Source organism: Pantoea sp. CFCC18177, from assembly GCF_059412425.1.
The window spans coordinates 48,322-75,049 of sequence record NZ_JBNBPL010000021.1 but is presented as its reverse complement, the minus strand read 5'-3'; the positions used below and the strand labels follow the sequence as shown (position 1 = coordinate 75,049).

The 26,728-nt window shown below is 54.4% G+C and carries 24 protein-coding genes; 7 read left to right on the top strand and 17 right to left on the bottom strand.

Going from position 1 to position 26,728, the window contains the following annotated elements; all coding sequences use genetic code 11:
- Positions 1–123 precede the first annotated feature (123 nt).
- Together ACPUC8_RS19255 and ACPUC8_RS19250 are read left to right on the top strand one after the other, a co-directional pair.
- A complete protein-coding gene (locus tag ACPUC8_RS19255; RefSeq protein ID WP_494927070.1) occupies positions 124–2,415 on the top strand; it encodes a TonB-dependent siderophore receptor in 2,292 nt (763 codons plus the stop codon).
- A gap of 91 nt (positions 2,416–2,506) precedes the next feature.
- Complete coding sequence (locus ACPUC8_RS19250; protein ID WP_494927069.1) at positions 2,507–3,406, top strand: alpha/beta hydrolase; 900 nt, start codon at positions 2,507–2,509, stop codon at positions 3,404–3,406.
- Positions 3,407–3,470: 64 nt separating this feature from the next.
- On the opposite strand, the gene ACPUC8_RS19245 is transcribed toward ACPUC8_RS19250, so the two are convergent.
- The 6 genes from ACPUC8_RS19245 to ACPUC8_RS19220 all read right to left on the bottom strand — a co-directional run bounded on the left by ACPUC8_RS19245 (position 3,471) and on the right by ACPUC8_RS19220 (position 9,727).
- On the bottom strand, positions 3,471–4,580 hold the full coding sequence (locus ACPUC8_RS19245) for a lactonase family protein (RefSeq protein ID WP_494927068.1): 1,110 nt from the start codon (positions 4,578–4,580) through the stop codon (positions 3,471–3,473).
- A 320-nt stretch (positions 4,581–4,900) separates the two neighbouring features.
- On the bottom strand, positions 4,901–5,920 hold the full coding sequence (locus ACPUC8_RS19240) for a C45 family autoproteolytic acyltransferase/hydrolase (RefSeq protein WP_494927067.1): 1,020 nt from the start codon (positions 5,918–5,920) through the stop codon (positions 4,901–4,903).
- Between the two features lie 63 nt (positions 5,921–5,983).
- Positions 5,984–6,736: a glutamine ABC transporter substrate-binding protein GlnH gene (gene glnH / locus ACPUC8_RS19235; RefSeq protein ID WP_494927066.1), complete on the bottom strand. Its 753-nt coding sequence runs from the start codon at positions 6,734–6,736 to the stop codon at positions 5,984–5,986.
- Positions 6,737–6,860: 124 nt separating this feature from the next.
- Positions 6,861–7,415: a carboxymuconolactone decarboxylase family protein gene (locus tag ACPUC8_RS19230; protein WP_197063323.1), complete on the bottom strand. Its 555-nt coding sequence runs from the start codon at positions 7,413–7,415 to the stop codon at positions 6,861–6,863.
- Complete coding sequence (locus tag ACPUC8_RS19225; RefSeq protein WP_494927065.1) at positions 7,412–8,740, bottom strand: aspartate aminotransferase family protein; 1,329 nt, start codon at positions 8,738–8,740, stop codon at positions 7,412–7,414. Before ACPUC8_RS19225 ends, ACPUC8_RS19230 begins: the two co-directional genes overlap by 4 nt.
- Positions 8,741–8,869: 129 nt before the next feature.
- On the bottom strand, positions 8,870–9,727 hold the full coding sequence (locus ACPUC8_RS19220) for a MurR/RpiR family transcriptional regulator (protein WP_494927064.1): 858 nt from the start codon (positions 9,725–9,727) through the stop codon (positions 8,870–8,872).
- A gap of 156 nt (positions 9,728–9,883) precedes the next feature.
- Between ACPUC8_RS19220 and ACPUC8_RS19215 the strand changes: the two genes are divergently transcribed.
- Positions 9,884–10,522, top strand: coding sequence for a LysE family translocator (locus ACPUC8_RS19215; protein WP_039331062.1), 639 nt, complete (start codon positions 9,884–9,886; stop codon positions 10,520–10,522).
- On the opposite strand, the gene ACPUC8_RS19210 is transcribed toward ACPUC8_RS19215, so the two are convergent.
- The 5 genes from ACPUC8_RS19210 to ACPUC8_RS19190 all read right to left on the bottom strand — a co-directional run bounded on the left by ACPUC8_RS19210 (position 10,493) and on the right by ACPUC8_RS19190 (position 16,771).
- A complete protein-coding gene (locus tag ACPUC8_RS19210; RefSeq protein ID WP_494927063.1) occupies positions 10,493–11,293 on the bottom strand; it encodes an AraC family transcriptional regulator in 801 nt (266 codons plus the stop codon). The two genes, ACPUC8_RS19215 and ACPUC8_RS19210, sit on opposite strands and share 30 nt — an antisense overlap.
- Positions 11,294–11,553: 260 nt before the next feature.
- Entirely contained in the window at positions 11,554–12,354 is an 801-nt protein-coding gene (locus tag ACPUC8_RS19205) for an inositol monophosphatase family protein (RefSeq protein WP_494927062.1), read from the bottom strand.
- A gap of 14 nt (positions 12,355–12,368) precedes the next feature.
- Positions 12,369–13,430, bottom strand: a complete 1,062-nt coding sequence (locus ACPUC8_RS19200) for an ABC transporter ATP-binding protein (protein WP_494927061.1) — start codon at positions 13,428–13,430, stop codon at positions 12,369–12,371.
- Entirely contained in the window at positions 13,427–15,649 is a 2,223-nt protein-coding gene (locus ACPUC8_RS19195; protein ID WP_494927060.1) for an ABC transporter permease, read from the bottom strand. Before ACPUC8_RS19195 ends, ACPUC8_RS19200 begins: the two co-directional genes overlap by 4 nt.
- A 93-nt stretch (positions 15,650–15,742) precedes the next feature.
- Positions 15,743–16,771 carry an ABC transporter substrate-binding protein gene (locus ACPUC8_RS19190; RefSeq protein ID WP_494927059.1) on the bottom strand — a complete coding sequence of 343 codons (1,029 nt, stop codon included), beginning with the start codon at positions 16,769–16,771 and terminating at the stop codon, positions 15,743–15,745.
- A 217-nt stretch (positions 16,772–16,988) separates the two neighbouring features.
- On the opposite strand from ACPUC8_RS19190, the gene ACPUC8_RS19185 reads away from it, so the two are divergent.
- On the top strand, positions 16,989–18,023 hold the full coding sequence (locus ACPUC8_RS19185) for a LacI family DNA-binding transcriptional regulator (RefSeq protein ID WP_494927058.1): 1,035 nt from the start codon (positions 16,989–16,991) through the stop codon (positions 18,021–18,023).
- Between the two features lies 1 nt (position 18,024).
- Here the strand turns inward: ACPUC8_RS19185 and ACPUC8_RS19180 are convergent, their stop codons facing one another.
- Positions 18,025–18,927, bottom strand: a complete 903-nt coding sequence (locus tag ACPUC8_RS19180; protein ID WP_494927057.1) for a LysR family transcriptional regulator — start codon at positions 18,925–18,927, stop codon at positions 18,025–18,027.
- A gap of 132 nt (positions 18,928–19,059) precedes the next feature.
- On the opposite strand from ACPUC8_RS19180, the gene ACPUC8_RS19175 reads away from it, so the two are divergent.
- Positions 19,060–19,740 (top strand): SDR family NAD(P)-dependent oxidoreductase, encoded by a 681-nt coding sequence (locus ACPUC8_RS19175; protein WP_494927056.1) that lies wholly within the window; start codon positions 19,060–19,062, stop codon positions 19,738–19,740.
- A gap of 131 nt (positions 19,741–19,871) precedes the next feature.
- On the opposite strand, the gene ACPUC8_RS19170 is transcribed toward ACPUC8_RS19175, so the two are convergent.
- A complete protein-coding gene (locus tag ACPUC8_RS19170; protein ID WP_494927055.1) occupies positions 19,872–20,846 on the bottom strand; it encodes a LysR family transcriptional regulator in 975 nt (324 codons plus the stop codon).
- Positions 20,847–20,877: 31 nt separating this feature from the next.
- On the opposite strand from ACPUC8_RS19170, the gene ACPUC8_RS19165 reads away from it, so the two are divergent.
- Positions 20,878–21,699 carry an MBL fold metallo-hydrolase gene (locus tag ACPUC8_RS19165; protein WP_494927054.1) on the top strand — a complete coding sequence of 274 codons (822 nt, stop codon included), beginning with the start codon at positions 20,878–20,880 and terminating at the stop codon, positions 21,697–21,699.
- 4 nt (positions 21,700–21,703) lie between these two features.
- Positions 21,704–23,059, top strand: a complete 1,356-nt coding sequence (locus ACPUC8_RS19160) for an amidase (RefSeq protein WP_494927053.1) — start codon at positions 21,704–21,706, stop codon at positions 23,057–23,059.
- Between the two features lie 33 nt (positions 23,060–23,092).
- On the opposite strand, the gene ACPUC8_RS19155 is transcribed toward ACPUC8_RS19160, so the two are convergent.
- The 4 genes from ACPUC8_RS19155 to ACPUC8_RS19140 all read right to left on the bottom strand — a co-directional run bounded on the left by ACPUC8_RS19155 (position 23,093) and on the right by ACPUC8_RS19140 (position 26,707).
- Positions 23,093–23,500, bottom strand: coding sequence for a DUF2000 family protein (locus ACPUC8_RS19155; RefSeq protein WP_494927052.1), 408 nt, complete (start codon positions 23,498–23,500; stop codon positions 23,093–23,095).
- A gap of 34 nt (positions 23,501–23,534) precedes the next feature.
- The gene (locus ACPUC8_RS19150; RefSeq protein WP_494927051.1) at positions 23,535–24,392 is read right to left on the bottom strand and encodes a helix-turn-helix domain-containing protein; all 858 of its coding nucleotides are present in this window, start codon (positions 24,390–24,392) and stop codon (positions 23,535–23,537) included.
- 34 nt (positions 24,393–24,426) lie between these two features.
- Entirely contained in the window at positions 24,427–25,725 is a 1,299-nt protein-coding gene (locus ACPUC8_RS19145; protein ID WP_494927050.1) for an SLC13 family permease, read from the bottom strand.
- Positions 25,726–25,804: 79 nt separating this feature from the next.
- A complete protein-coding gene (locus ACPUC8_RS19140; protein ID WP_494927049.1) occupies positions 25,805–26,707 on the bottom strand; it encodes a LysR substrate-binding domain-containing protein in 903 nt (300 codons plus the stop codon).
- Between the last annotated feature and the right edge of the window lie 21 nt (positions 26,708–26,728).

The following is a 26,728-nucleotide window of genomic DNA, read 5'->3' as shown; positions in this document are numbered from 1 at the left end:
ATTCTGAGCATCAGTCCATTTCCAAAATATGCTGCCAAAGTGTAAGCACTAAGTTGAAACTAATAATCATTCTCACTAAGGTGTTTCCACTTTTTCTCCTCTACAAGGAAGTGGTTGAATACCATGGCAAAGCCTCACTACGCCCGTTCTCTGCTGAGCACATTCATCACAGCAGCACTCTTCATTCCTGCGGTTCAGGCCGATGAAAACCCGATTACTGAACCCACACCCAATGCGTCAGGTCAGCAGAAAGCACTGACTATTTCGGATAAGAAAAGCACAAGCGATAACACCATGGTGGTAACCGCCCGAGAGCAAACATTACAGGCACCTGGCGTCTCCACCATTGACAGCTCGGCGATTAAAAAGCACCCGATTCAGCGTGATGTCGCGGAAATTATTCGCACCCAACCGGGGGTGAATTTGACCGGTAATTCGAACAGTGGTCAGCGAGGTAACAATCGTCAGATTGATATTCGCGGCATGGGGCCGGAAAACACCCTGATTTTAATTGATGGCATGCCGGTCAGCAGCCGTAATTCAGTACGCTATGGCTGGAGCGATGAGCGTGACACCCGTGGGGATACCAACTGGGTGCCGCCGGAGATGATTGATCGTATCGAAGTCATTCGCGGTCCAGCGGCAGCGCTCTATGGCAATGGCGCGATGGGTGGCGTGGTCAATATTATCACTAAGCCCGCCACCGATGAATGGCATGGTAATTTCAATACCTACTTCAATGCGCCAGAACATAAAGATGAAGGAGCCACCAAGCGTTATAACGCCAGCCTCAGCGGCGCACTGGCCGATAATCTTACATTACGGCTATACGGCAACTGGAATAAAACCCAGGCCGATGCGCAGGATATTAACGAAAGCCATACCACTCAGCGCATCGGGGCTTATGCCGGCAGTTATCCTGCCGGGCGAGAGGGGTTTATTAATAAAGATATCCACTCTGCCCTGCGCTGGGAATTTATGCCACGTCAGGCGCTGGAACTGGATGCCGGTTTTAGTCGTCAGGGCAACCTATATGCAGGTGATACCCAAAACACCAATACCAATGCGTTAGTACAAAAGTATTACGGCAAAGAGACCAATGTGCTTTATCGCCAAACCCTGAGCCTGAAATATACCGGTGCCTGGGATGACGGCGTGACCACCAACAACTATGTGCAGTTTGAGAAAACGCGCAATACCCGACTCAATGAAGGATTGTCGGGGGGGATTGCCGGGATCTTCAACGCGTCCGATGAAGGCTTCTCCACGATTACGCTGTATGACACTAACCTGCACTCAGAGGTCAACATTCCGCTTGATGCCTGGGTGAGTCAGACGCTGACGTTCGGTGCGGAACTGAATCATCAGGCAATGCGCGATCCAGCCTCCAATACAGAAACCACCACTGCCGGTGGTGCAGTGAACGGTATATCCAGTGATGGCCGCAATCTTTACAGCTCCGCCGATATTTATGGTATCTACACCGAAGACAATATCGAACTCACCGACTCCACACGCCTGACACCGGGCATTCGTTTCAATCATCAGAGCATCAGTGGCAGCAACTGGAGCCCAGCACTGAATCTGTCGCAAGAACTTGGTGATGACTTCACGCTGAAACTCGGCATCGCACGAGCCTGGAAAGCCCCTAATCTGTATCAAACCAATCCCAACTACCTGCTGTTCAGTAAAGGCCAGGGCTGCTATGCCAGTGCCAGCTACTGTTATTTGCAAGGTAACAGCGATTTGAAGGCAGAAACCAGCGTCAATAAAGAGATTGGTATTGAGTACCACCATGATGATATTCAGGCCGGATTGACCTGGTATCGCAATGACTATCACGACAAAATTGAAGGCGGTTATAACCCCGAATACAACAACGGCACTTCCGATGTTTATAAGTGGGAGAATGTGCCGAAAGCCGTGGTACAAGGTCTGGAAGGTACGCTGAATTTCCCTATCAGCGATGCGTTATCCATGAAGAACAACTTCACCTACATCATCGATAACGAGAATAAAACCACGGGCGATTATCTGTCGATCATCCCGAAATATACCATTAACTCCACGCTGGACTGGCAGGCAACCAACGATCTGTCCGTGCAGGGCACGCTGACCTGGTATGGTCGTCAGAAACCCAAGAAGCTCAACTACAAAGGCGAAGCCACTTCAGGTAGTGAAACGCGCCAGGTTTCCCCTTATGCGCTGGTCGGCATGAGCGCCACATATAGCGTGACCAAGTATCTCGATGTCACGGCAGGTATCGATAATCTGTTCGATAAACGTCACTTCCGTGAAGGCAATGCGCAAAGCACCGGCAATGCTACCACCGGGGCTTATTTGTGGGGTGCAGGCGCCAATACCTATAACGAGTCAGGAAGGACGTACTATATGGAACTGGGCATGCATTTCTGATTGGAACATCGACGGTCATCGCCATTAGGTGACCGATCCCTTTGTAAGGTGCGTAAGCGTGCGCACCCTTTAACCCGCATTTAGGATCTCAATGTACCTGCGATTTTTAACTGTTTTTCGGCCTTTAACATTGCTGCTCTTATTCATTAGCAGCAGTTTATACGCTCGCCCGGATATGACCCCACTCGGACCCAACATTGCCGATAAAGGCTCGGCCTTTTACCATTTTTCTACCCGCATGTTCGACTCTGCCGATGGCATGCGACACTACAAAGTCTGGATCGGCCTGCCTGACAAAGCCCCGCCGCCAGCAGGCTATCCGGTGATCTATATGCTGGATGGCAATGCGGTAATGGATAAACTGCAGGAGCCGCTGCTGGAAAAACTGTCAACGGATAATCCGCCAGTGTTAGTGGTGGTAGGCTATCAAACCACACTGCCGTTTGATGTGAAGTCTCGTACCTTTGATTACACGCCGCCCGATAAAGAGCACGGCGAGGCCGGGTATACCTTTAGCCGAGGTCGAACCGGTGGCGGCAGCGTGGCGTTCCGCACTCTGCTGGAGCAGCAGATCGCCCCCGCAGTGGAGCAGGGTTTAGCGATTAACACTAAACAGCGCGCGTTGTGGGGCCACTCATACGGGGGGTTGTTTGTGCTGGACAGTTATCTCTCGTCGCACTTCTTCACGCGTTTCTACGCCACCAGCCCTTCCATCGGTCAGGGCTATTTTTCATTGCTGAGTCAAATGCAGGGGCTGGAGCCGGACCAGACTCAAGCAAAAGATCTGACGCTGATGGAAGGGAACGGCGATCGCCGTCGTGACAGCAATACCGCCGAACCCGACGTGCTGCGTGCGGTGCGTTCGACCGTCAATCGCATGGCCTCAAACGGCATTGCGGCACGCTATCAGCTTTATCCGGGACTGACGCATGGGCAGATGTTCGGAGCCTCGCTGGAAAATACCCTGAGCAAGGTTGCTCAGGATAAATAATTGCTGGCTGGCATAGACGGCGTTAACTTCCGTTATTTCGGTGCGCATTTCTGCGCACCTCCCATCAATTAAAAAACTTAATATCCGTTGGCGTGGAGATTTTCGCCGCATCGCCAGCTGCTTTTAACTCACCGCTATTCTCATTGAAATGGAACAGGGAAATATTGTTAGTAAACACATTGGTCACATAGAGATATTTTCCGCTGCCATCAAAAGCAAAGGCGCGGGGTTCAATGCCGTTGACCTGATAACTCACCGGTTTGCCTGGCATGCCATCCGCCTCAATTTTAAACACCAGCAATTTATTATCAGAGCCACGATTGGCCGCGATAATATATTTACCGTTTGGGCTGAGAATAATTCCCCCACCGCTGCGATATTCAGCACTGCTGTTTTCGCTGTTCAGCTTAATATGAGCAGCCGGTTCCAGACGATCGTCCTTAACCGTAAACACCACCATTTCACCGGCCATTTCGGTGGTCACATACGCATGCTTACCGTTCGGGGCAAACACCATATGACGCGGCCCGGACCCGGCAGTGAAAGTCACATCGCGGGCGCTATCCGCTTCCAGCGGCTGGGCCTTATCGGCGTGATAACGGTAAGCGTGCAACTTATCTCCACCGAGATCGGCCGCGTAGAGCACCTTACCATCATGGGTAAAGGTGGTGGAGTGCGCATGACCGCCATCCTGACGCCCTTTAACCGCACCGGTTCCGTGATCAAACGGGAAATGCTGTACTTGCTCGCCCAGTTTGCCATCGTGATGAATCGGGAACACTGACACCCCCGCACCGCCCTTCGCCACCGAATAGTTCGCCACAAACAGGAATTTACCGTCTGGGCTAATGGTGGCATGGGTTGGCTGCTGGCCGTGGCTATCCACCACATTTAGCACCTGCACCTTTCCGTCTTTGGCAATACTCAGTGCAGTAACGGCCCCGGCATTCTCTTCATTGGTGGTGTAGGCAAAACGACCATCGTGTGATTTCACAATCCATGACGGACTTTTCATTTTGATTACATCAACAGGCGTCAAGGTGCCGTCACTGTTTACTTTCAGGCGATATAAGCCTTCGCTGGGATGATCCGGTTTTTGCTCTAAAGGCGCATCAGGAATCGACGTCCAGGTTCCCACTAATGCTGTTTGATGATGTTCCGCGGCATTTGCCATAGCGCTCCCCGCCAGTGAAAAAACAGCTAAGGATAATGCCATGGTTATGTTTGTGGCTAAACCGCTGCGTACGGCTTTTTTATTTCTATTCATGTGAATACCCCACCATAATCGGAATGTTTAACGACTATACCCAAAATAATTCGAGATTCAGGAAGGCGGCAAGTGCATGAATCCTCTGGAGCTTACTGAAGTAAGTGACTGAGGTGAATGCACGTAGCCAACGCACCTGCAACTTGAAGTATGAAGGGTATATAGTGGGATTAATTTGAATAACGCCCGGCCAGGGTGACCGGGTTCACAATAACGCAGATTAATATTTAGGAAATCGTGCCATTTAATTCTGGCTCATCGCGATCCAGGGTAAATATCTGCCAGTCAACCTGTTCAGCATGCAGCGTAAATAGGGCGGTCGCCAGCGTATTCTCATCATCGGGGTCCTGCGGCGAGAGCCGATAAATCGGCAGCACGGCATCATGCTGGTCAGACAGAATTGCTTTCGCTGCAACACCATCAAGCTGCGTTTGCGTCTCTTGCCACTCAATTAAACGTTGCTGGCGTGAACCTGAGCTTGCGGTAATCACCTGCTCCACTGCAGCCAGTTGCGGATGGATAAGATGGTTGGCATGGGCAAATATCCCGGTCAACGGCATCACGGAACATCCTGACCCCGTCGCTTCAACACTGAACAGGCGGCTATCGCCCATTTGTCCCAGCGTATGATGGAATGCCCCGGCACGCGGTTCGGTGGTGAGAATGGCAATCGCCTCGTCCAGGGTGGTCGCATTGAGCGCTGCGCGCGCCAGAATCTGGCGCGGCATGCCATCAGGACGGTGCAGCGCACGAATATTATTGACCGTGTTCACCGCTCCCTTCTCGTTGACCGCAACGGTGTGACCGCAGATCGAACCCGGATAGGCAAAACTGGTGAAGGCAAGTCCAGCATCAGGCGTGATGCTGACAATGGCACAGTCATCACGCAGTTGCGGGAAACCGTCTTCATTGTGCGCGATAATCAACTCGCCATTGGCGCCTTTCCCCGCCACCGTGGTACAGCCATCCGAGGTGGAACGTACCAGATCGCCACGACAGTTCCAGGCAAACACCTCATCAATCGGTGCCTGCAAACCTTCAGCCAGCCCGACCAACTCTTGCCAGATGAGTGGATACTGCGCCTCAACCTGCTGGCGCATGTTGACGGTCTGTGGCGCATCTTTCATGGCGATAACGGTTTGCCACAGCGCCGTTTGCGTCAGCTTGTGATGCCAGGCCGTGCGGCCAAATTCACCCAATTGCTGACCCACAGCGAAAGCGGAACCACGAATTGCGAGTTTTTTCATATTGTTATCATTCACTTCTGTTCAGGATACCTCACGAGGTCGGATTGCTCCGACCTGGCAGGATTATTTTGGCTGTTTATTAAACCACTTCACGTAGATCTTGCTATAAGTACCGTCAGCGCGCAGCGCCTGCAGTGCAGCATTGACTTTCGGCGTCAGGCTGCTGTTTTTCTGCATGGCAAAACCATACTGCTGCGGCAGAATGCTATCGGTTTCACCGGTGGATTTCACCTTGCCATCACCCGCTGTTTTCACGTAATAGAGCACGTTAGGTGAGTCATGCACCACCGCGTCAAGGTTACCCGCCTGCAGGTCAAGATAGGCGTTATCGATATTCGGGAATTCAACGTAGTTCGCTTTATATTTGCTCTTCATAAAGCTGGCCGCAGCTGTACCCTGCTTCAGCCCCACTTTTTTTCCAGCCAAATCGCTGAATTTCGTGATGCTGTTATCACCACTTTTAACCGCCATTAATAAGTCGGCATCATAATAGCCGTCGCTGAAATCTACTACCTGCTTACGGGCATCCGTAATGGTAATGCCTGCCATAGCGACATCCAGATTACGTGATTGCAGTCCAGGAATTAAACCGCCGAAATCCATTGGGCGTAATTCGTAACTGACTTTCATCTTTTTCGCGATGGCATCCCACAGATCGATATCAAAGCCGACATATTTATCGCCCTGTTTAAATTCAAAGGGAACAAAGGCGGTATCCACACCGACGGTTAATTTATCCTGTGCCATGGCAACAAAACTGGCAGAACAGGCCACCAGTGCTAACGTAACTTTTAATTTTGAGAAAAATGCAGACATAATAACCCTCAGCGTCAGTGGAACAGCATGCAGTGAATGTCACCCGCGAATAAATTCATGGGTATCAGGGAGTTAATTCATTTAAAAATAAGGCGTAGCAGGTACGCCTTATTAAACCGAGAGCTTACGCAGGAATAATATGATCCTGCGTGTCGGGTACTGGCGTCTGCGCGCCATTCATTATCATCGAGAGAAAACTGTAATAACCGTTAATGCCGATCAGATCCACCACCCCTTTTTCGCCCCATAAATCGATGGCTTGCTGCCAGGTGGCGTCACTGACTTTTTGCTGCTGGTGCAGTTGCTGGCAGAAGTGGTAAATCACCCACTCATCCGGCTGTAAATCTTCCGGCAGCTGTTTTGCGTTAATCGCCTCTACCGCTGCGGCTGAAATGCCTTTTTCACGGGCAATCGGTGCATGTATCGCCCACTCCACCGGCTGCGACCAGTGGCGCGCCGTCATCAAAATCGCCAGTTCCGATAAACGCTGGCCGAGCGCACTGCGGTAGCGCAAATATTCCCCCATGCGCTGCGCGTGTGCCATCAACTCAGGACTGCGCAACAGTGGTTCAAACGGGGGCAACAGCGCACCGCGCGGCCCATTGATGATCTCTTGCGCCAGTGGACGTTGCTGATCGTCCCACTGGTGTTCCGCCAAAGGCGGTAAGCGGTTAATCATAATTTGCTGGTCTCTTCACGAATCACCACGCTCAGGGTATCGACCACAAAATCGAGCTGGCTTGGGGTGATAATAAACGGAGGTGCGATCAGAATATGGTCACCATATTGTCCGTCAATCGTTCCGCCCATCGGATAAACCAGCAATCCGCGTGCCATGCAGTTGGCCTTAATTGCCGCATGCAGTTTCAATGCGGGATCAAAAGGGGTTTTACTCTCTTTGTCGCGCACCAGTTCAACCCCGGCGAATAAACCACGACCGCGTGTATCACCCACGTGCGGTAAATCACCCAAAACCTCACGCAGTGCGTTTTGCAGATATGCGCCCTGCTGTTTCACCGCATCTAACAGGTTATCGCGCTCAATCACCTGTTGTACGGCCAGTGCAGCCGACGCGGCGGTGGCGTGACAAATATAAGTGTGACCATGCTGGAACAGTCCGCTACCCGCTTGCAGCGCTGACACAATCTTTTCGCTCGCCAGCACGGCGCCAATGGGTTGATATCCGCCCCCTAACCCTTTGGCGATGGTGACCAAATCGGGTATCACGTCGTCTTGCTCAAAGGCGTGCAGGGTGCCGGTGCGTCCCATACCGCACATCACCTCATCCGCGATGTACAAAATGCCGTATTTGTCGCAGAGCGAACGCACTCCTTTCAAATAGCCAGGCGTGGGTGGCGTCGCGCCGGTGGTGGCACCGACCACCGTCTCTGCACAGAAGCCAATGATCGTTTCCGGGCCAGCATCCAGAATTGCCTGCTCCATTTCGTTTAACAGACGTGTGGTGTATTGCTGTTGGCTCTCGTCCGCACGACGGTCGCGATACTCATTGCAGGCCGACACGCGAATCACATCAATCAAAAGCGGCGCGAACTGACGACGACGCCATTCGTTGCCGCCCACCGCCAGCGCCCCCAGCGTGTTGCCGTGATAGCTCTGCTTACGTGCGATAAATTTGGTGCGTGACGGTTGGCCGATCTCAACAAAATACTGACGGGCCAGTTTTAGCGCGGTTTCAACCGCTTCCGAACCGCCAGACACGAAGTAGGCATAGTTAAGATCGCCCGGCGCGGTGCGAGTCAACTGCTCAGCAAGTTGTTCGACCGTGTCACTGGTGAAAAAGCTGGTGTGGGCATAGGCCAGTTGATCGATCTGGCGATGCATCGCTGCCAGCACATCAGGATGGGCGTGCCCTAAGCAAGAAACGGCAGCGCCACCGCAGGCATCAAGATACTGTTTTCCCTGTGCATCGAAGATGTACGCCCCTTGTGCGCCTTTCGCCACGGCGGGCGTGGTGCGCAAACTGCGGTGGATGATGTGGCTCATAACTGGGTCCTGCTCCTGAATACGCTACGGTAGTTAAGCGCATCTTGCAGGATCCATTTGAATCACGTCAACGCAATTATGATTCAAATGCATTCTATTTTCTTATGACGGATGCAAATGAATCATTTATCAGGATTTGCCGGGCACCACGTAAGCACCAGAATCGATCAGATAGCGTTCGGCACTTTCGATTTTGTTGACGGCTTCGCGGCCATGGCGAGCGACCAGCATCGCCAGTAAACACTCTGCCAACCCCATGCCAGAGACCACTGAAGGGAAAAATGATGGGCTATCAATGGAGAACAGCAGCGTACAATCGGCAGCTTGCGCCAGAGGTGAAACCGGGGAATCGGTGATAGCAATAATCTTAGCCCCCGCGTCTTGAGCCGCGTGTAATACATCCAAAGACTCACGTGAGTAAGGCGCAAAACTGGTCAACAGCACGCAATCTTTTGCCGTCAGTTCACGGGTAAATACTTCAATATTGCTCGCCAGGCCATCAATCAGTGATACCTGACGGTTAAACAGCCGATAGACGTAAAACAGTGACCAGGCGATAGGGAAACTGGCGCGAAAGCCACAGATATAGACATTGTCTGCTGCATCCAGCAGCGTCACCGCTTGCTCCATCGCCTGATGATTCTCATTGCGCGTATACCCCAGGTTGGCTTGATGCGCCTGGAACACCTCTTCATACAGCTGCGGCTGAGTGCCTTTAGCAATCAGTTTCTCCGCTTTGGATACGTATGTATCATTGCGCAGACCGATGTCATCAATGAAAGCATCTTTGAGTTCACCCCAGCCGTTGTAGCCCAGTCTCTGGGCCAGTCGCAGCAGCGTCGCGGGTTTGACGCCCGCCTCACTGGCAAAGGCACGCATTGATTGCACCACCAGTTGATTGGCATTTTGCAGTGAGAATTCGGCGGCGCGTTGCAGTTCAGGCGACAATACACTGAACTGGCTGACAATATTTTCCCGAAGATTCATGGCGTTTGGTCATTGGTAACGGATGGATGCATATAACCATAATTGGGACGATGAGAAAACAGCGTGCAAACAATTGCGCAATTCTTTCCAATACCGCTTTCCTCAGCACGTGCTTTAATGCCGTCAACACCATAAATACAGAACGGATTGTTCGCTATGCTGCAGTTTTCAAATGGTTTTTTACTGAGTTTATCGCTGTGTTTGGATATTGGGCTGGCCAATATCGCCATGATCACCCTGGCGATGCAACGAGGTTACTTTCACGGCTTCTGGCTCGGCATTGGGACCTGCGTGGGCGATCTGATTTACGCCTTGCTGGCGCTAGCGGGCATGGCCGTGGTACTGCAGTTCACCGCCGTGCGCTGGGTGCTGTGGATTGGCGGAGGACTCTTGTTGCTGTGGTTCGCCGCAAAGATGCTGATCGCTGCACTGCGCAAAGATGCCACCCTACCGCAGGCAGAGCAGCAGCCCTATCGTTCGCTACTGCGTGAATTCCGTCGTGGTGTGGTACTGGCGATGTCATCCCCGACCGCCATCCTCTGGTTTGCCAGTGTCGGAGGCGCACTAATAGCCCGAATGGGGCACGGCAGCGTGAACGCGACATCATCGTTCCTCAGCGGATTCTTTATTGCGGGTGTGGTCTGGACCTGCGTGCTGTGTCTGGTGGGCAGTATGGGGGGGAAATTGCTGGGTCAGCGCCTGCTGAAGTATTCGTATCTCGCTTCGGCGCTGATTTTTTGTTATTTCGCGGCCTATGTGATGGTGTCAGGCTATCGGGAATTTATCCTGCGCTGAGGCGATCTGTTGCGCATAGTGATGCGGTGTGGTGCCCATCACTTTGCGAAACGCGTTGATAAAGTGGCTCTGATCGTAGAACCCTAGCTGCAGTGCCGCCTCCTGCGGATGCACCCGCTGACGCAGCAGATCGCGGGCCCGATGCAAGCGCAACTGCATGTGATACTGCAACGGCGGCATACCGGTTAGTTGGGTAAATCGACGCACCAGATGGTATTTACTCAACCCTGCTATCTGCGCCAATGCCTCCAGCTGCGGCTTCTCGTGCAGATGCTCACGCAGAAACTTTTTTACCTGCTGGATAATCTGCACATCTCCCTGCTGCAAACTGGCCTCATCATCCAGCAACTCTCCACACAACCACAGCAGCTGTTGTTCCAGCAAGCTTTCATCGGCCTCGCGAGCCAGTTGGTCAAAGCGACAAATGGCCTGAAACAGGCGAACGTCGTTGAACACCCCTTCACGCAGTGCGGGCGCTTCTGCTGTTCCCAGCAGATTGCTTAACGTCGATTGCGCCAGGTGCAGGCTAATGAAGCTTACCGCCTCAAGGCTAAACTGAGAGGACTGAATGGAACTCGGGTTATACAGGGTGACCTGTCCGGCGAACACTTGTTCGACTTTGCCATCCAGCCAGATCTCTTCACGACCGCTCAGATTGGCGCAAATCACATATTCATCATGCAGATGACGCGGAAAGCGACTGCCGCTGGCACTGACGCGCGAAGATTCAATGCCGTTACGGCTAAACCAGTCAGAAGAGGTGAGCGACACGTAACCACCAAGAGCAAGGAGGAGTGCGTTATAACAGCATCGCCAGGGGGAAATTGCAAACTGATGTGGTTGCCATATTAGCGTAATGAGTGTGAGTTAAGAACTCAGGCTGCTTTTTGAAAAGAGGCCTTTATTTACAGTGCGGCCCCAGACGGCGTTATCGCCAGCCTCTTAACTGACGAGCATTACGCCATAAATGGCACCCATGGAAAATTGGGGGTGGATTTTCGTCAGGTGCGCATTAATGCACACCTGATGACTTAGATACCGGCAATGCGCTTTAAATCCGCTTCCGCACCCGGCGCGACAGCCAACACTTTAGCTCCTTTCAGCAGCCGTTCGCCTTCGGTGTTAAATGGGTGATACCAGCCGCCCGCCTCTTTCACCAGACAATAGCCTGCCAGGCAATCCCAGGCGTGCATATAGGGTTCGAAATAGCCCACCACACGGCCTGCGGCCACCCATGCCAGCATCAATGCACCCGAGCCGATGCGGATAAAATTGCCACCGGCCTCCAGCAGTGAGGCCAGCAACTTGCCCACTTCCTCGGGACTGACATAGCTGTTGGCACCAAATCCGGTGACATGATTTTGCAGTGTACGCGAAGGGTCGACCTGCAAGCGACGACCGTTCAACGTCGCTCCCTGACCCAAGGCCGCCACATAACACTCCTGATAGGTCGGTGCGTAAATCACCCCAATCACCGGCACGCCATCATGCAGCACCGCCACTGACACACACCAGTTTGGCATCCCGTTCAGGAACGGACTGGTGCCATCAATCGGATCTACTACCCAGGTATAGCCCGATGTACCGGCCTGCAAACCGTACTCTTCACCCAGAAAACCATCGTCGGCAAACTGTGCACGAATCTGCTGATCGATCATCTGTTCCACTTCACGGTCTGCGCGTGACACCACATCCTGCAAATCATGTTTGGTTTCCACCACCAGCGTGTCGCGGTGATGGAAATACTCCAGTGCCTTCTCGCCGCCAGCGCGTGCCACTTTCTCTGCCAAAATCAAACGGGACAGCAAAGCTTCATTTACCGAGTCGCTCATTATTCATCCTTAACTTAACCGGCAATCAGGGCTAATCCCTGAGGTTTAAAATCAATCGCTACCGTTGAGGTCAGGGGCAGTTTTTGCTCCATCTGCGCATCAACAATAAACAGCGAACCCAATTCCGTTGCCACTTCATACTCAATGTGATCGCCCAGCCAGGTACTGTGCGTCACTTCACCTTGTAGTGCGCCCATGCCCGCTTCATTCAAGGTGATAAACTGCGGGCGCACCGAGAGTTGTGCCGTACCCGGCTGCACGCCGTTACTGCGTATGCGGTAGCGTTGGTTGCCCAACTTCACCAGCGCATCACTGCCCTCAAGCTGCTCGACTTCACAGGGCAGGATATTGGCTTCACCCATAAAATCAGCGATAAACACCGAGTTCGGGGCGTGATAGAGGCTTTCTGGCGCACCCTGCTGGGCAATATCCCCCTCTTTCATGACAATAATTTTATCAGACACTGCCAAAGCTTCTTCTTGATCGTGGGTGACATACACCGCGGTGAAGCCAAGCCGTTGTTGTAAATCGCGAATATCGGTGCGCACCCGACGGCGCAACCGCTCATCCAGATTGGATAACGGTTCATCCAACAGCAGCACTTGCGGCTCTAATACCAAGGCGCGTGCCACGGCGATACGCTGCTGCTGCCCACCAGACAGCTCAGACGGCAGACGATTACCCTGCGTCTCCAGTCCGACTAACTTTAACCCTTCACGCGCGCGGTCTTGCGCTTCCTGCTTCTTCATCCCGGATGACTGCAACCCATACATGATGTTGTCGAACGCACTCATATGGGGGAACAGCGCATAGGATTGAAACACCATCGCCACATCACGTTCGTTAGCTGGAAGGTTAGTCACGTCCTTGCCACCAATCAAAATGCGTCCTGAAGTAGGATGTTCAAGACCCGCCAACAAACGTAACGTAGTGGTTTTGCCACACCCAGAGGGACCGAGCAGCGTCACCAGTGTACCTGGCTCCACGGTCAGCGAGAGATCCGGCAACGCATTAAAACCTGCAAAACGTTTTGTCACATGTTCAAACACCACCGAACCGGCTTGAATGCGGGTCATAGGGCTCTCTCCTGAGTTAATGACGTCGAGGATGGGATAGCTGCCACGTCGACGGGACGTGCCACGCGACGTAAGCGACGCTCGCCTACCAGCCACTGGAACACACCAATAATCAGCAGCATCACCACAATCAGCACGGTGGAATAGGCAATCGCCACGCCGTATTCACCGTTCTCGACCAATCCCACGATGTAGGATGTCGCCATGTTGTACTGCGCGCTGACCAGGAAGATTACTGCGCTGATCGAAGTGATCGCGCGTACGAAGGCGTACACCAGCGCTGCGCTGATGGCCGGTTTCAGCAAAGGCAGCACCACTTTACGTAAGGTGCGGAAACTGTTGGCACCCAGGGTTAAAGAGGCTTCATCAAGACTTTTATCGAGTTGACTCATGGCCGCAATGCCCCCGCGCACGCCGACCGGCATATTGCGGAACACAAAACAGGCAATCAGGATTAACGCGGTGCCGGTGATCTCCAGCGGTGGCAGGTTATAGGCCATCACATAACTCACCCCAATCACCGTGCCGGGGATGGCAAAGCTGAGCATCAGCAAGAACTCAAACGTCTGGCGACCGGCAAACTTCTGTCTGACGATGAGCCAGGCGGTCAAGAGGCCAACTATGGCGGTCAACGGTGCAGCAATCAGCGCAATCTCTAGCGTGGTCCAGAATGAGTTCCATGCCACCCCGCTCCACAACAGATGCCCCTCACTAAAGCTGACACGGAAGGCGCGGACATAATGTTCGATGGTCAATGCATCGTTTAATCCCCACGACTGCACGAATCCCCCCACCACGATCATGCCGTAGATGACTAAGGTGAAGATCCCCCACGGAATCACCATGCCGTACACGCTGTAACGCAACACGCGTGGGAGCTGTCCATGTTTTCCACCGTCACCTTTACCGGTGACCGTGGCAAAGTTTTTGCCGCCCAACCACCAGCGTTGCAGGACAAACGCCGCCAGCGTGAAGCACAGCAGGATCATCGCCAGCACAGCCGCACGACTCGGATCGTTCTGTGCGCCGACTACCGAGAAGAAAATCTCCGTGGAAAGCACGCCATGGCTGCCGCCTAATACCATCGGATTGCCAAAGTCGGCCATGCTTTCGATAAAGCTGATCAGAAAAGCATTCGCTAATCCCGGTGCCATCAGTGGAAGAGAGATGCGGCTGAACGTGCGCCAGCGGTTAGCGCGCAAGGTTTGTGACGCCTCTTCCAGCGAGGGACTTACCCCTTCCACTACGCCAATCAGCACCAGAAACGCAATCGGGGTGAATGACAATACTTGCGCAATCCAGATGCCGGTCATCCCGTACAACCAACGTCCAGGCTCGATACCAAACAGCGTCGCCAGATGTTCCGTCACTACGCCCGAACGCCCAAACAGCAAGATCAACGCCAGACCAATCACAAACGGCGGAGTAATGATTGGCAGGATGGTCAGCATGCGCAGCGCTTTTTTGCACGGCAGCGGCGTGCGCGTGGCGGCGAGGGCAAAGGCTAACCCGAGCAAGGTCGAGCCGCTGGCCGTCATCAACGCCAGCCACAGCGTACGCCACGCCGTACCACAGGTGCCGCCCTTAAGGCAGGCTAAGCTCCAGATTGAGGGATCCTGGAGATTGCTGATCAGCCCATCGGGTTTAAAACTGCCGTCCACATCCTGCACCGACACCACGAACATACTGAGCACCGGATAAAGCACAAACACACTGACCAGCGCCGTCAGTAACACCAGCGATGCGACGACAAAGGCGTCGCCCTTGAGCACGCCGCGTTCGGCAAGGGCAAAGGAGAACAGCAACAAGAAGGTGGTGAGCAAGACGATCGCACCGGCCCCCATGGCAGGTTGACCCTGAGCCAGCGTGCCAAACTGGTTTTCCAGCCACATCCAGCTCCAGCCGCTGTAACCGATAGCGTGGCCTTCGATGACCAGAAAAATTACCCCTAAAGCGCTAAACAGCAGCAGTAATCGGCTGCGCGCTCCTTGAGGCAATATGCCGCACGCGGCACACAGCCCAAACAACGCCAGTGCAACCACCAACCACGGATGTTCACCCAGCTGCCACAGCATGGGCGCATTGGCGGCATCACCCCATAAATTGAACAGCCAGCCGCCATCAAAAAAACCGCTTTCAAGGCTGTACCACGGCAGCAGTAACAGTGCCGTTGCGCCCAGTAATAGCGCAGCCGTGAGACGACGATTATTTGCGTTCATAAATACCTCGATCGGAGGATCCGGTGCGCATAAATGCGCACCCTACGACAACTTCAGCACTATTGTTTTGAACCGAAGTCATGACGAACGACATCACTGTGCGCTCGCACCGATCTCTTTATCCCAACGGCTCAACAAGGCTTTGCGTTTTGCCGAGTCGCCGTATGTTTTGAAGTCATAATCGATCAACTTAATGTTCTCGAAACGCGGCGCGTATTCAGAGATTTCAGCGATGCGGTTTGACGGTAACTGGAAGGATTTCGCCTCTTTCATGTGGGACTGCGCGGCAGCACTCAGCGCCCAGTCGTACCAGACTTTGGCGTTTGCCAGGTTGCGCGCGCCTTTCACGATCGACATCGATCCAATCTCATAACCGGTGCCTTCACACGGCGCCACGGTCTTTATCGGGAAACCATCCACTTGCATCGCCACTGCATCGTGCATAAACACAATGCCGACCGTGGTTTCACCGCGTGCCGCCGCTTTCACCGGCGCCGATCCCGACTTGGTATATTGCGAAACGTTAGCATTGAGTTTTTTCAGGTAATCAAAGGCTTTGTCTTCACCCATGATTTGCACCAGCGTGGCTAAGGTGTTGTAAGCCGTACCGGACGAATTGGGATTGGCGATCTGAATTTCCCCCTTGAAACCAGGGTCCAGCAGATCGGCCCAACAGGTGGGTTCTTTGAGTTTTTTATCCGCCAGCAACTTGGTGTTATAGCCCCAACCCAACGCCCCGGCATAAATCCCCACCGTGCGATAGCCCGAGTTTTCAGCCTGCTTCTGCGCCCAATCCTGCTGCTGATCCAGCAGCGGTGATTTATAGACTTGGGTTAACCCCTCCTCGGCTGCCTGCATATGCGGATCGCCCGTCCCCGCCCACCAGATATCGGTACGCGGATTACGTGCTTCACTGCGCAGACGTGCATAGGCTTCCCCGGCGGACAGGCGCACCATGCTAACTTTAATGTCTGGATGCTCCTGGCTGAAGATGCGGGTCATGTGCTCGCACACCACCACATCTGCCGAGCAGACCATATTAAGATTGCCCGCAGCGGACGCGGCGAAAGGGACAGCGGTGGAACAGAGGGACAGCGCAACGGCGATAGAGGTGGCTCGCATGGTGTTCTCCTTGGATTGTAGGGTGGTGCTTCACTGGCACCTTGTATTGCACGTGTGTGCAAAGTAGTAATGAACAAAAAATCAGCTGTCAAATAGCTTGCTGCGCAATTGATTGCCTATGTCACAAAAATGCAACAAATGAGATCTTGAACAGATTGCACAGCTTTGCAATCTGAGGCAGACTCATTTTCAGCCATAAGTTGGGGAGGAAGGCAGCATGCAAAATGAGAAAGCGGTGGTCAGTGCGCAGGATGTTGCCGAACGCGCTGGCGTGTCGCGCTCCGCTGTTTCTCGGGCATTTACCCCAGGCGCCAGCGTGTCACCTGCGATGCGCACGCGCGTGATGAAAGCCGCCGAGGAGTTGGGTTACCACGTCAATCATTTGGCGCGTGGGCTGGTGCGCAATCGTAGCGGTATCGTCTGTCTGGTGGTTTCGGAGATCGCCACCCCCTATCGCGCCAGCCTGGTACGCTGGCTGACACAATATCTGCAAGAGGCGGGTAAAATCGCCATGCTGATCAACACCGATCGTTCCGATAACAGCGTGTCAGCGGCGTTGCAGCAAGCGATCAATTTCCGCGCCGATGCCTCCATCATTCTCTCGGGCATGCCGGATCGCACCATCACCCGACAGTGTTTCCAGCATGGGCAGCGCATTATTTTAATTAACCGCGATGAGGATCTGCCTGGTTCACTCAGCATTCATCTTGATGCACAGCGTGCAGCCGCTACTGCCGTGATGGCATTCCAGCGTGCCGGTTGTCGGCATCTGGCGTTTGCCAATTCACTGGCGGGTACGCCGAGCCTGAAGAAGCGCGAAGCTGCGTTTATTGCGGAGGCTGAGCGTGTGGGATTGAGCGTCACGGTGGAGCGGTTTGGCACCACTTCATATGAAAGCGGTCAGATTCTCGCGCATCGTCTGCTGACGCAACCTCAACGCCCGGATGCGATATTTTGCGTCACTGACCTGGTGGCATGTGGATTGATGGATGAGGCGCGACATCGCTTTGCTCTGCGCGTACCGGACGATCTCTGTTTGATCGGTTATGACAACATCGCCCAGGCGGGTTGGTCCTCTTACAATCTCACCACCTTTGCCCAACCGGTGGAACAGTTTGCGCGGGATGCAGTGAACTGGTTGCAACGTACCGAAGCAGAAGAGCACGGTCTGACGCCGCAAAATGACCCACAGCATCACAGCCTGGTTTATCAGGCTGATGTGGTGTGGCGGGGATCGGTGCGCGGCGGATAACTCATTGCTGGCAGTTTGCCTTAATGACTCCACGCAGCCAGCGATGCGCGGCATCGTTCTCCAGCCTTGGATGCCACAGTTGTGACACTGTCATTTCGGGTGTGGCAAACGGCAGTTCGAACATCGCCAACCCTGGATGGTTTTTAATCAGTGGATGATGCTGTACCAGCGAATATGGCACCAGTGCCACCAGGTCAGAGTCTATCGCCAGCGCGACCGCCGTCGAGAAGGCAGGCACCACCGACACCACTCTACGGCTCAGCCCGGCCAGTTCAATGGCGTCATGAATAGGCCCACCCAGTTCGATTCGTCTTGAAGCGACGATGTGACCGAAGGTCGCCAACTGGCTAATATTCACCTGATTTGTCAACGGATGCCCGCTTCGCACCACCCCCACAAATCGGTCGCGAAACAGCGCCTGTAAGCGGATTTCCGGGCCCATATTGCCTAAAACACCGATTTCCAGATCGATATTACCCGCGCGCAAATCACGATCGCTTTTCTCCGGCTTACTGACGAAAACCAGCTGTACGTTTGGCGCTTGCGCAGCAACAGCGGCGATGAGTTTGCTGCCAAAGGCTTCAATAAACCCCTCATTGGTACGCAAGGTGAAACGGCGATCAAGTTGTGCCAAATCGAGTAATTCGGCATCAGGGCTTAACACGGCACGCGCTTCTCGCAAGGTGAGATGGGTGCGTTCGCGCATCGCCTCTGCGTAAGGGGTGAGCACCATATTGCGCCCCGCGCGCACCAGCAGCGCATCTCCGGTGGTGGCACGCAAGCGCCCCAATGTGCGGCTCATCGCCGATTCACTGAGGTTTAAGCGTCGTGCAGCCCCTATCACACTGCCTTCAATCAGCAGTGCATCCAGGGCAATCAGTAAATTCAGATCGGTATCATTCATCTTCGCTATCCTGCTTGATAGCTGTCCCTGTGACAAGGCGTCTGATGCAGGTTATCAATGCAAAGGCTGCGCGTTCCGCCTTCCCTCTCCACGCGCTAGACTTTTTCCTCATCGCATCCGGAGGAATACCTTATGAGAATATTACTGATTGGCGCATCACGTGGACTGGGCTTCGCTCTGGCGGAAAATATGCTGAAACGCGGAAACCAGGTGGTGGCCACGGGCCGCGCCCACTCAACAGACAAGCTGGCGCAACTGGCGGCGCAGTATCCGCAACAGTTAATCGTGGAGAGCGTGGACATCACCGAGCCACAACAGCTGGACGCGCTGTCTCAGCGGCTGGATAACGCCCAGTTTGACATGCTGTTTGTGAATGCCGGGGTGAAAAATGATGACCGGGAAACCATTGCCGACGTCTCCACCGAGGAGTTCACCCGCGTGATGGTGACTAATGCCCTTAGCCCGCTGCGCGTGATTGAAACCTTTAAAGATCGTGTCACGCCTCACGGCACCATCGCGGTGATGTCTTCGGGCCAGGGCAGTATTACCAATAACACCAACGGCAATTACGAGGTCTATCGCGGCAGCAAGGCGGCGTTAAATATGTTTATGCGCAGTTTCGCCGCGCGCAACCCAGACGAACGCACACTGTTGTTGATGGCACCGGGTTGGGTACAGACCGATATGGGCGGGCCAGAAGCGCGGCTGACCATCGACGAAAGCATTCCTAATCTGTTGGATACCATGGAATCTTACGCTGGACGCACCGGACTGCATTATCTGGATTATCTGGGGCGCGTGGTGCCGTGGTGAGGCCGCCAGCCCCGGTGCGGCCCCAGACGGCGTTATCGCCAGCCTCTAAACTGACGAGCATTACGCCATAAAGGGTGCCCCTACAAGAATGAATGTGGTCTTTCGTAGGGTGCGCATTTATGTGCACCTGGCTAGCATTTGCGTCGCAGCAATGCGCGCAGACGCTCACGCAACCAGACATTCGCAGGATCATCCTGCTGCGCATTGTGCCACAGCAGCGATAATTCATAATCCGGCATGGTGACCGGCACAGGAGCGGCTTCGAGGCCATACCGTTCACGCCACACAGGTTCCAGCCCTTGCGGTACGGTGGCGAAAATAGGCAACTGCTGTAACAGCAGCGGCAAACTGGCGAAATGTGGCGTGACGTAACGCACCCGCCGGGATTTGCCTAACCGCTGCAACTCACGGTCGAGCGCACTTTCACTCGCCCCACGATACGACACCAGCGCATGGTCATAGCGCACAAAGTGCGCCAGCGTGAGCGTTTTCACAGCAATCTGCTGCTGGCTCCACAGGGTACGAAACCCTGCACGCGCGATTTTTTCCCGTGTCAGGTCGCGGCTTACCTCATTGCCTACCGTCACCACCACATCTGCTTGCTGCTGCTCCATCAGCGGGATCGCTTGCCAGGGATCGGCCGCCACAACGTTGATATCAGTATTTGGCGCTGTGCGAGCCAACTCAACCAGTAAATCCGGCATCAGCCACTGCTCCAGCCAGTCACTCATGCCAATGCGGAACGTACGGCTATCCTGCAGCGGATTGAATGCCTGAGGCGTAAAAATCACCCGATGCAGATCCTGCATCAGCGGCGCAAATTGTTGTACCAATTGTTCAGCGCGCGGCGTGGGCGTCATGCCTTGTGACGTACGCACAAACAACGCATCGTTGAACATTTCGCGCAGTCTTTTCAACGCGGCGCTCACGGCCGGTTGTCCGAGGTAAAGCCGGTTCGCCGCCAGCGTCACGCTACGCACCTCAAACATCACCAACAGCACAATCACCAGATTGAGGTCGATACGTGAAAAATCATTTTCATTGATGGGGTGCATGATTTTAATCGATTTAATTAATGAAATTGCGCTCAGTATAGTGGTTTTCATCTGAAGTGATGAACCCTTAACTGGAGCCAACATGAACATTCGCGTAGGCGATTGCCTGATTGAAAAAGTTTCTGAACAGACCGGCAGCTTCCCTTTCGGCTCACTCTATCCCGCACACCGCGCGGAGATGAGTGATGACTTTGCTGCACAACTAGCCGAGGTGTCTATTCACAGTTGGGTAGTGCGTGCGGGTGAGGAAGTCATTGTGATCGACACCGCCACGGGCAATGGACGCAACCGCGATAACAAACCACTGTTCCACCAGCTGAATACCCCTTATGCCGAAAATTTGGCGCGTGTGATTGTTGATCCTGCATCCGTGACCCTGGTGTTGATGACACACATCCACACCGATCATGTCGGTTGGAACACACACTGGCACCACGGTGAGTGGCAGCCGATGTTTCCTAACGCGCGCTATATCTGCTCGGCCAAAGAGTTAATACAGTGCCAGCAGACGCCCGCGATGCAGGCGTTGTATCGCGACAGTATTCTGCCGTTAATTGAGCGCGGACAACTGGAGACCATCAATGTTGATCACTCCCCGCTGTTTGCAGGCGTACTGCGCTATATCGCCACACCGGGCCACAGTGTCGATCATGCCTCTATCGTGCTGGAAAGCGGCGGAGAATCGGCGATTTTTGCCGGGGATGTGATGCATCATCCGGTGCAGTTTCAACACCCACACTGGAACTCGCTGTTTTGTGAGGATTTACCGCTGGCCATCGCTTCTCGACAACGCGTTATAGACTGGTGCCGCCAACATCAGGCAATCTGGTTCAGTTCCCATTTTCACAGCAGCTCGTGTGGCCGCGTAGCGCCCGACGGGCAATGGATACCACTGGAGGATTAACCGGATGCAATACGCTGACTATCTCACCGCGTCACTCAGCAGCTTACAACAGACACTGCAAAGCGGCGCTGTCACTTCGCGCCAGCTGACAGAGTTTGCGTTGCAACGCATCGCGGAGGTGGATCAACCCCGTTACAACGCCATCACCTGGTTGTTTGCCGAGGAAGCGTTGGCAGCAGCCGATGCCAGTGACGCACAGCGCCAGCGCGGAGAATTGTCAGGGCAACTGGCCGGTATTCCTGTGCTGATCAAGGACAATATTGAAGTCAAAGGGTGGCCCACCAGCGCCGGTTCGGTGCTGCTACGTAACGTTATCGCCCACGAAGACGCGCCGCTGATCACCACGCTGCGCCAACAAGGCGCGATTTTAATCGGCAAAACGGCAATGCATGAACTGGCGGCAGGAATCACCGGTGCCTCATCGCTGAGTGGATTCACCCATAACGCCTGGCGCGAAGGCCGATCGCCGGGCGGATCGAGCAGTGGTTCGGCGGTGACCGTTGCTGCTGGCTATGTGCCGCTGGCGATCGGCAGTGATACCGCAGGTTCGGTACGTATCCCCGCTGCGTTTAATGGGTTGTTCGGCTTGCGTATGACGCGCGGCGCACTCAGCACTCAAGGTATTGTGCCGCTCTCTCCGACGCAGGATATTCCCGGTCCGCTGGTGCGCAGTGCTACCGACCTGCGCATCGCCAGTGAAATCTTGAGCGGACAGCACTTTGCAAGAGAAGGTGAAAAGCTGCGACTGGGCATCTGGCAGGAAGGATTTGCCACCGATGAGCACGAAATTAATCAGGCCGTGTATGCCGCGGTTAACGGGTTCGCACCGGAGACGGTCAGCTGGCCACAGCTGGAATCCCTTGCTGCAGAAGCCAACATTATTGGCTATGAGTTTGCGGAAGCCCTGGCCGGATACCTGGCGGACAAACCGTGCGCGCAGTTTCATACCTTGCAAGAGATTGCCGCCTCAGAGCTTTACCATCCCCAGTTGACCAACGTATTTAAAACCCGCGCCGCACATCCGGGCACGGACAGTGCAGGTTATGCCACCGTGCAGCAACGCCAGCGCGATGTATATCAGCAGCTGGAAGCGATGTTCACACAGCATAATATCAACCTGTTGGCCTACCCGGTGGTACGCCGCGCCCCGGTCAGGCATGGCGAGATGCAGGAAGGCAGTAATGCGTTGGTGTCGGCAGTGACCGGTGCGCCAGCCATCAGTATTCCCGCCGGATTGAGTGATGACGGGATGCCGATTGGCGTCGAGTTGCTGGCACTGCGTGGCCGGGAGGATTTGCTGTTGCGGGCAACGGAGGCTATCCAGGTGCGCATTAATGCGCACCCGACAGATAAATCGTGATGTCAGTGAAATCGCCATGGATGGCGAAGGCTTTTACCCGTGCAACTTCAGCCCTTTAATCGCCTTATCCACGGCCTTCTTCGGACCCCGGATCGCAATTCCCACCAGATTCAGATTATCAGCATCCTCCGCCTTGAACACCTCGCGGTTGGCCGCATCATGACCGGTAGAGAACATCGCTTCCACATAGGGGATCAACGTCAATTCCCGCTCCAGCCCCTGCCGATGCGCACGCTGCAATCCTGCCAAATCGCCAGCAAACACCAGCATCGGTTGGCCCGCCATATTGCCATAATGACGCCCGAGCGCATCGACATAAGGCTCGCCCATCATCTCGGGCGCGGCGGACGCCACACCGGTGGCGAGAAATGCCACCACATTCAGGCGCTGCCAGGTGGCTAAATCATCACGAACAATCAGGGCGATTTTGGTATCAAACATCTGCAACTACTCTCTGCTAAGGTCAAAAACCTTATCATCGATGAGTAGATGCCGCTGAAGATAGAACGTTTGTGCACTGACGTTGATAAGACGCAGGCGTCATACGATAGGCACGCTGGAACCAGCGGCCCAGATGGCTTTGATCGGCAAAACCGACTTGCGCTGCCACATTCACCGGTTCAATGCCCTGCGCCAGTAACATGCGCGCGCTGCGCAGACGTAGGCGCACCAGATAAGCATGCGGTGATTGACCAAATGCCTGCTTAAACTGGCGCGTCAACTTGAAGCGGTCAATCCCTGCCAGCCGTGACAGCTCATCCAGCCCGACATCCTGCGCCATAAAGTCATGCAGGTAGTCACGCATCAACTGCATCTGCTGCATCGCTTCGCCCTGCTGCGGGCTGGGCCGGGTATCAAGATGGCGGGAAAGCATCGTCATCAGATGATCAAGGCTCTGATCGCGTGCCAGTCGCCCTTCATTGTGATGCACCGTAAACCAGGCTTGCTGGATGGCGCTGGCCAACAACGCATCATCGGTGAGCGTATGGCGGAACGCCCCTTCTATGTTCGCCACATCACCCAACCCACGTTGCTGCATCATCTCCGCCACCCAATGTTGAGGCAGATACAGCATCACATAGGTAAAACCGTCCGCATCTGGTGCGTGACCATCATGAACCGCGCCCGGTTCAATCAGAATGGCGCGACCCGGTGAGCTGGTATGTAGGGAACGATGGCAGTTAAAGCGCTGCAAACCTTGCTGCGTCACGCCGACCAATAACTCGTCATGATCGTGCGGATCGTAAGCGTGCCCGCGAAAATGCGCGTTTACGCTTTCGATTCCGGTTTCATCATCACGACGAAAATTGACCCAATCGTTATTGGCTGGCATGCAGGGATCTCAAGGCTTTAATGGTCGGGAACTATCAGGCATAGCCTAGCAGCCAAAACCATCCATAATCCAGCGGTAACAGCACCAGCACGCTAAAGATAAACACCAGCACGCAGAGTGATAATCCGGCTTTGGCAGGCACGTTACCCAATCCCATGGCCACCACCACAGGCGAAGCCTGATAGGGCAATAAGGGCGTGGCGTAAGCGAAGACCTGCAACATCACCACGCTGATCAGTGAAAAGCCGGAGGCGGTTGCCAGCTCTTGTGCTATTGGTGTCACCATCGCCGGCACACCGTTTGCCGTCAGCACAAAGTTGAGTAGAGAGACCAGCGCATTGAGCACGGCAAAATTACTGAACGAAGGATGGTCCTGCAGAGGTAATACGCTGAGCAATGCATTGGCGATCAGACGTCCGAGCCCTGAATCCACCACCACCGTTGCCACCCCGAGAATGCCGGCAATATAAATACAGGTGCGGAAATTGACGCCGCTGGCGAACTCATCTCCAGAGAGAAAACCAATCCGGGGCAGCAGACAAATACAGGCGGCGGCCAGCCCGACCCAGGCCGCGGATAACCCATGCAGGCTGTCGGTCATCCACAACAGTAAGGTTACGGCGAGCAGCCCGATAAGCCGCCATTCACTGGCGCTTAAAGGTTGGGATGGATCACGATGGTTTACCGGCTGCGGCCTGGCACGAAACAGCAGCAGGATACAGCCAATCAGCACCAGCGCCTTACCCAGCCCCACCACCGGCATGTGCAGCAGCCACCACGGCATCCATTGCAAATGGAGTTGCCAGGCGCTCTCGGCGGCCCCGCTCAGCACCAGATTAGGCACATTGGCAGGGAGAATACTGGCCGAGAGCTGGAAAGTACCGAATCCGACGGCCAGCGCCAGCCCAATGCTGCCACGGCTGCCGGGCGCAATCCCCGCCCGCTCACCCAACGCCAGCACCACCGGCATCAGCAGGGCAATACGCCCCATGTTGGAGGGCATCACCAGCGCCAGTAAATAAGTCAACGCGATGGTGCCCGCCACCATACGCGGCCAACTCTGACTCAGCGGCACCACCAGCCAGTTCGCCCACCGCTGCGCCAGACCGACTTTACGAATCGCGGCACCCAGCACAAAACCGCTCAGTACCAGCCAGAAGGCCGATGAGGCGAAACCGCTAAAAATGGTGCGCGTAGGCGCGATGTTGAGTAGCGTGGCCGCCGCGAAAAACAGCAGCGCCGTCAGGTATTCCGGTAAGCGCGCGCTGGCCCACAACAAGATGGTGATGCTTACCACGGCAGTGGTAAGCCAGAAATGCAGATCTACGGCCACTGGCTGAACTCCCTTTCATTAAACCGTCACTCAAAGCCGCTAAGCATAGTGCAGTTCCCTCTGCACAACGCGGTGACAGTTAACAGTTTGTTAAATTATTCAGCCAGTTTATCAACGCTTCGCTGCCCGGCTGGCTACGCGATCGCAGCGGCCAGGCGAGGAAGTAGGGTTTGCTCAGTGGCAGGCTAAGTGCATCCACCACCACTAAATCGCCACGCGACAGTTCAGCGGCAATCAGCCTTTTCTGCCCCAGCAGCAAACCTGCACCGCTGACAGCGGCATCAATCGCCATAGAAGTCAGATTGAAACTGAAGGCAGGTTGCGCTGTCGGCTCGGTGATCCCTTTGGCCTGATACCAGCTGCGCCAGTCCGGTAAAAAACGCCCCTCGTTGCCCCAGTCAAGATGAATCAGTGGCGCCTGCGTCAGTATGTCGTCCGCTGAATAGCGTTGGATTAACGACGGGCTTGCCACCGGTACGACCTCATCCAGAAACAGCCGCTGTTTATCGAGTTGCGGATAGCGGTCTTCCCCGAAACAGATGACAAAATCCGCGGGTGTGGCATTGAAATCAACCTGCGCATGGGTGCCGTGCAGGGATAAATCGATATCCGGGCAGTGCGCGCGCCATTGCGCCAAATGGGGTAACAGCCACTTCGAGGCCAGTGCAGGCAGTGAGTAGAGTGTAAGTTTTGGCATCGAGGCGACGTGGCGCAAGTTCTGCTGGCCAAGATGCAAAATATCAAAGGCTTCCGTCACATAGCGCAGATACTCTTTGCCGGTGTCGGTGAGCATCACTCCACTCTGCGTACGCACAAACAGTGCGCTGCCGAGTTGCTCTTCTAACTGGCGGATCTGCTGACTCACGGCTGCGGGCGTCAACGCCAGTTGCGCAGCGGCCTTCGCCAGACTGCCCAATTCTGCCGCCACCTTAAATGACTGAATAACGCTAATTTTAGGTAACCGCGGTGACTGAGCGGGCATTAAGGTTTCCTTAGCAGGTTG

Coding starts and splice junctions, on each gene's coding strand:
- ACPUC8_RS19255 (WP_494927070.1), top strand. CDS start 124: ATGGCAAAGCCTCACTACGCCCGTTCTCTGCTGAGCACATTCATCACA.
- ACPUC8_RS19250 (WP_494927069.1), top strand. CDS start 2,507: ATGTACCTGCGATTTTTAACTGTTTTTCGGCCTTTAACATTGCTGCTC.
- ACPUC8_RS19245 (WP_494927068.1), bottom strand. CDS start 4,580: ATGGCAAATGCCGCGGAACATCATCAAACAGCATTAGTGGGAACCTGG.
- ACPUC8_RS19240 (WP_494927067.1), bottom strand. CDS start 5,920: ATGAAAAAACTCGCAATTCGTGGTTCCGCTTTCGCTGTGGGTCAGCAA.
- glnH (WP_494927066.1), bottom strand. CDS start 6,736: ATGTCTGCATTTTTCTCAAAATTAAAAGTTACGTTAGCACTGGTGGCC.
- ACPUC8_RS19230 (WP_197063323.1), bottom strand. CDS start 7,415: ATGATTAACCGCTTACCGCCTTTGGCGGAACACCAGTGGGACGATCAG.
- ACPUC8_RS19225 (WP_494927065.1), bottom strand. CDS start 8,740: ATGAGCCACATCATCCACCGCAGTTTGCGCACCACGCCCGCCGTGGCG.
- ACPUC8_RS19220 (WP_494927064.1), bottom strand. CDS start 9,727: ATGAATCTTCGGGAAAATATTGTCAGCCAGTTCAGTGTATTGTCGCCT.
- ACPUC8_RS19215 (WP_039331062.1), top strand. CDS start 9,884: ATGCTGCAGTTTTCAAATGGTTTTTTACTGAGTTTATCGCTGTGTTTG.
- ACPUC8_RS19205 (WP_494927062.1), bottom strand. CDS start 12,354: ATGAGCGACTCGGTAAATGAAGCTTTGCTGTCCCGTTTGATTTTGGCA.
- ACPUC8_RS19200 (WP_494927061.1), bottom strand. CDS start 13,430: ATGACCCGCATTCAAGCCGGTTCGGTGGTGTTTGAACATGTGACAAAA.
- ACPUC8_RS19195 (WP_494927060.1), bottom strand. CDS start 15,649: ATGAACGCAAATAATCGTCGTCTCACGGCTGCGCTATTACTGGGCGCA.
- ACPUC8_RS19190 (WP_494927059.1), bottom strand. CDS start 16,771: ATGCGAGCCACCTCTATCGCCGTTGCGCTGTCCCTCTGTTCCACCGCT.
- ACPUC8_RS19185 (WP_494927058.1), top strand. CDS start 16,989: ATGCAAAATGAGAAAGCGGTGGTCAGTGCGCAGGATGTTGCCGAACGC.
- ACPUC8_RS19180 (WP_494927057.1), bottom strand. CDS start 18,927: ATGAATGATACCGATCTGAATTTACTGATTGCCCTGGATGCACTGCTG.
- ACPUC8_RS19175 (WP_494927056.1), top strand. CDS start 19,060: ATGAGAATATTACTGATTGGCGCATCACGTGGACTGGGCTTCGCTCTG.
- ACPUC8_RS19170 (WP_494927055.1), bottom strand. CDS start 20,846: ATGAAAACCACTATACTGAGCGCAATTTCATTAATTAAATCGATTAAA.
- ACPUC8_RS19165 (WP_494927054.1), top strand. CDS start 20,878: ATGAACATTCGCGTAGGCGATTGCCTGATTGAAAAAGTTTCTGAACAG.
- ACPUC8_RS19160 (WP_494927053.1), top strand. CDS start 21,704: ATGCAATACGCTGACTATCTCACCGCGTCACTCAGCAGCTTACAACAG.
- ACPUC8_RS19155 (WP_494927052.1), bottom strand. CDS start 23,500: ATGTTTGATACCAAAATCGCCCTGATTGTTCGTGATGATTTAGCCACC.
- ACPUC8_RS19150 (WP_494927051.1), bottom strand. CDS start 24,392: ATGCCAGCCAATAACGATTGGGTCAATTTTCGTCGTGATGATGAAACC.
- ACPUC8_RS19140 (WP_494927049.1), bottom strand. CDS start 26,707: ATGCCCGCTCAGTCACCGCGGTTACCTAAAATTAGCGTTATTCAGTCA.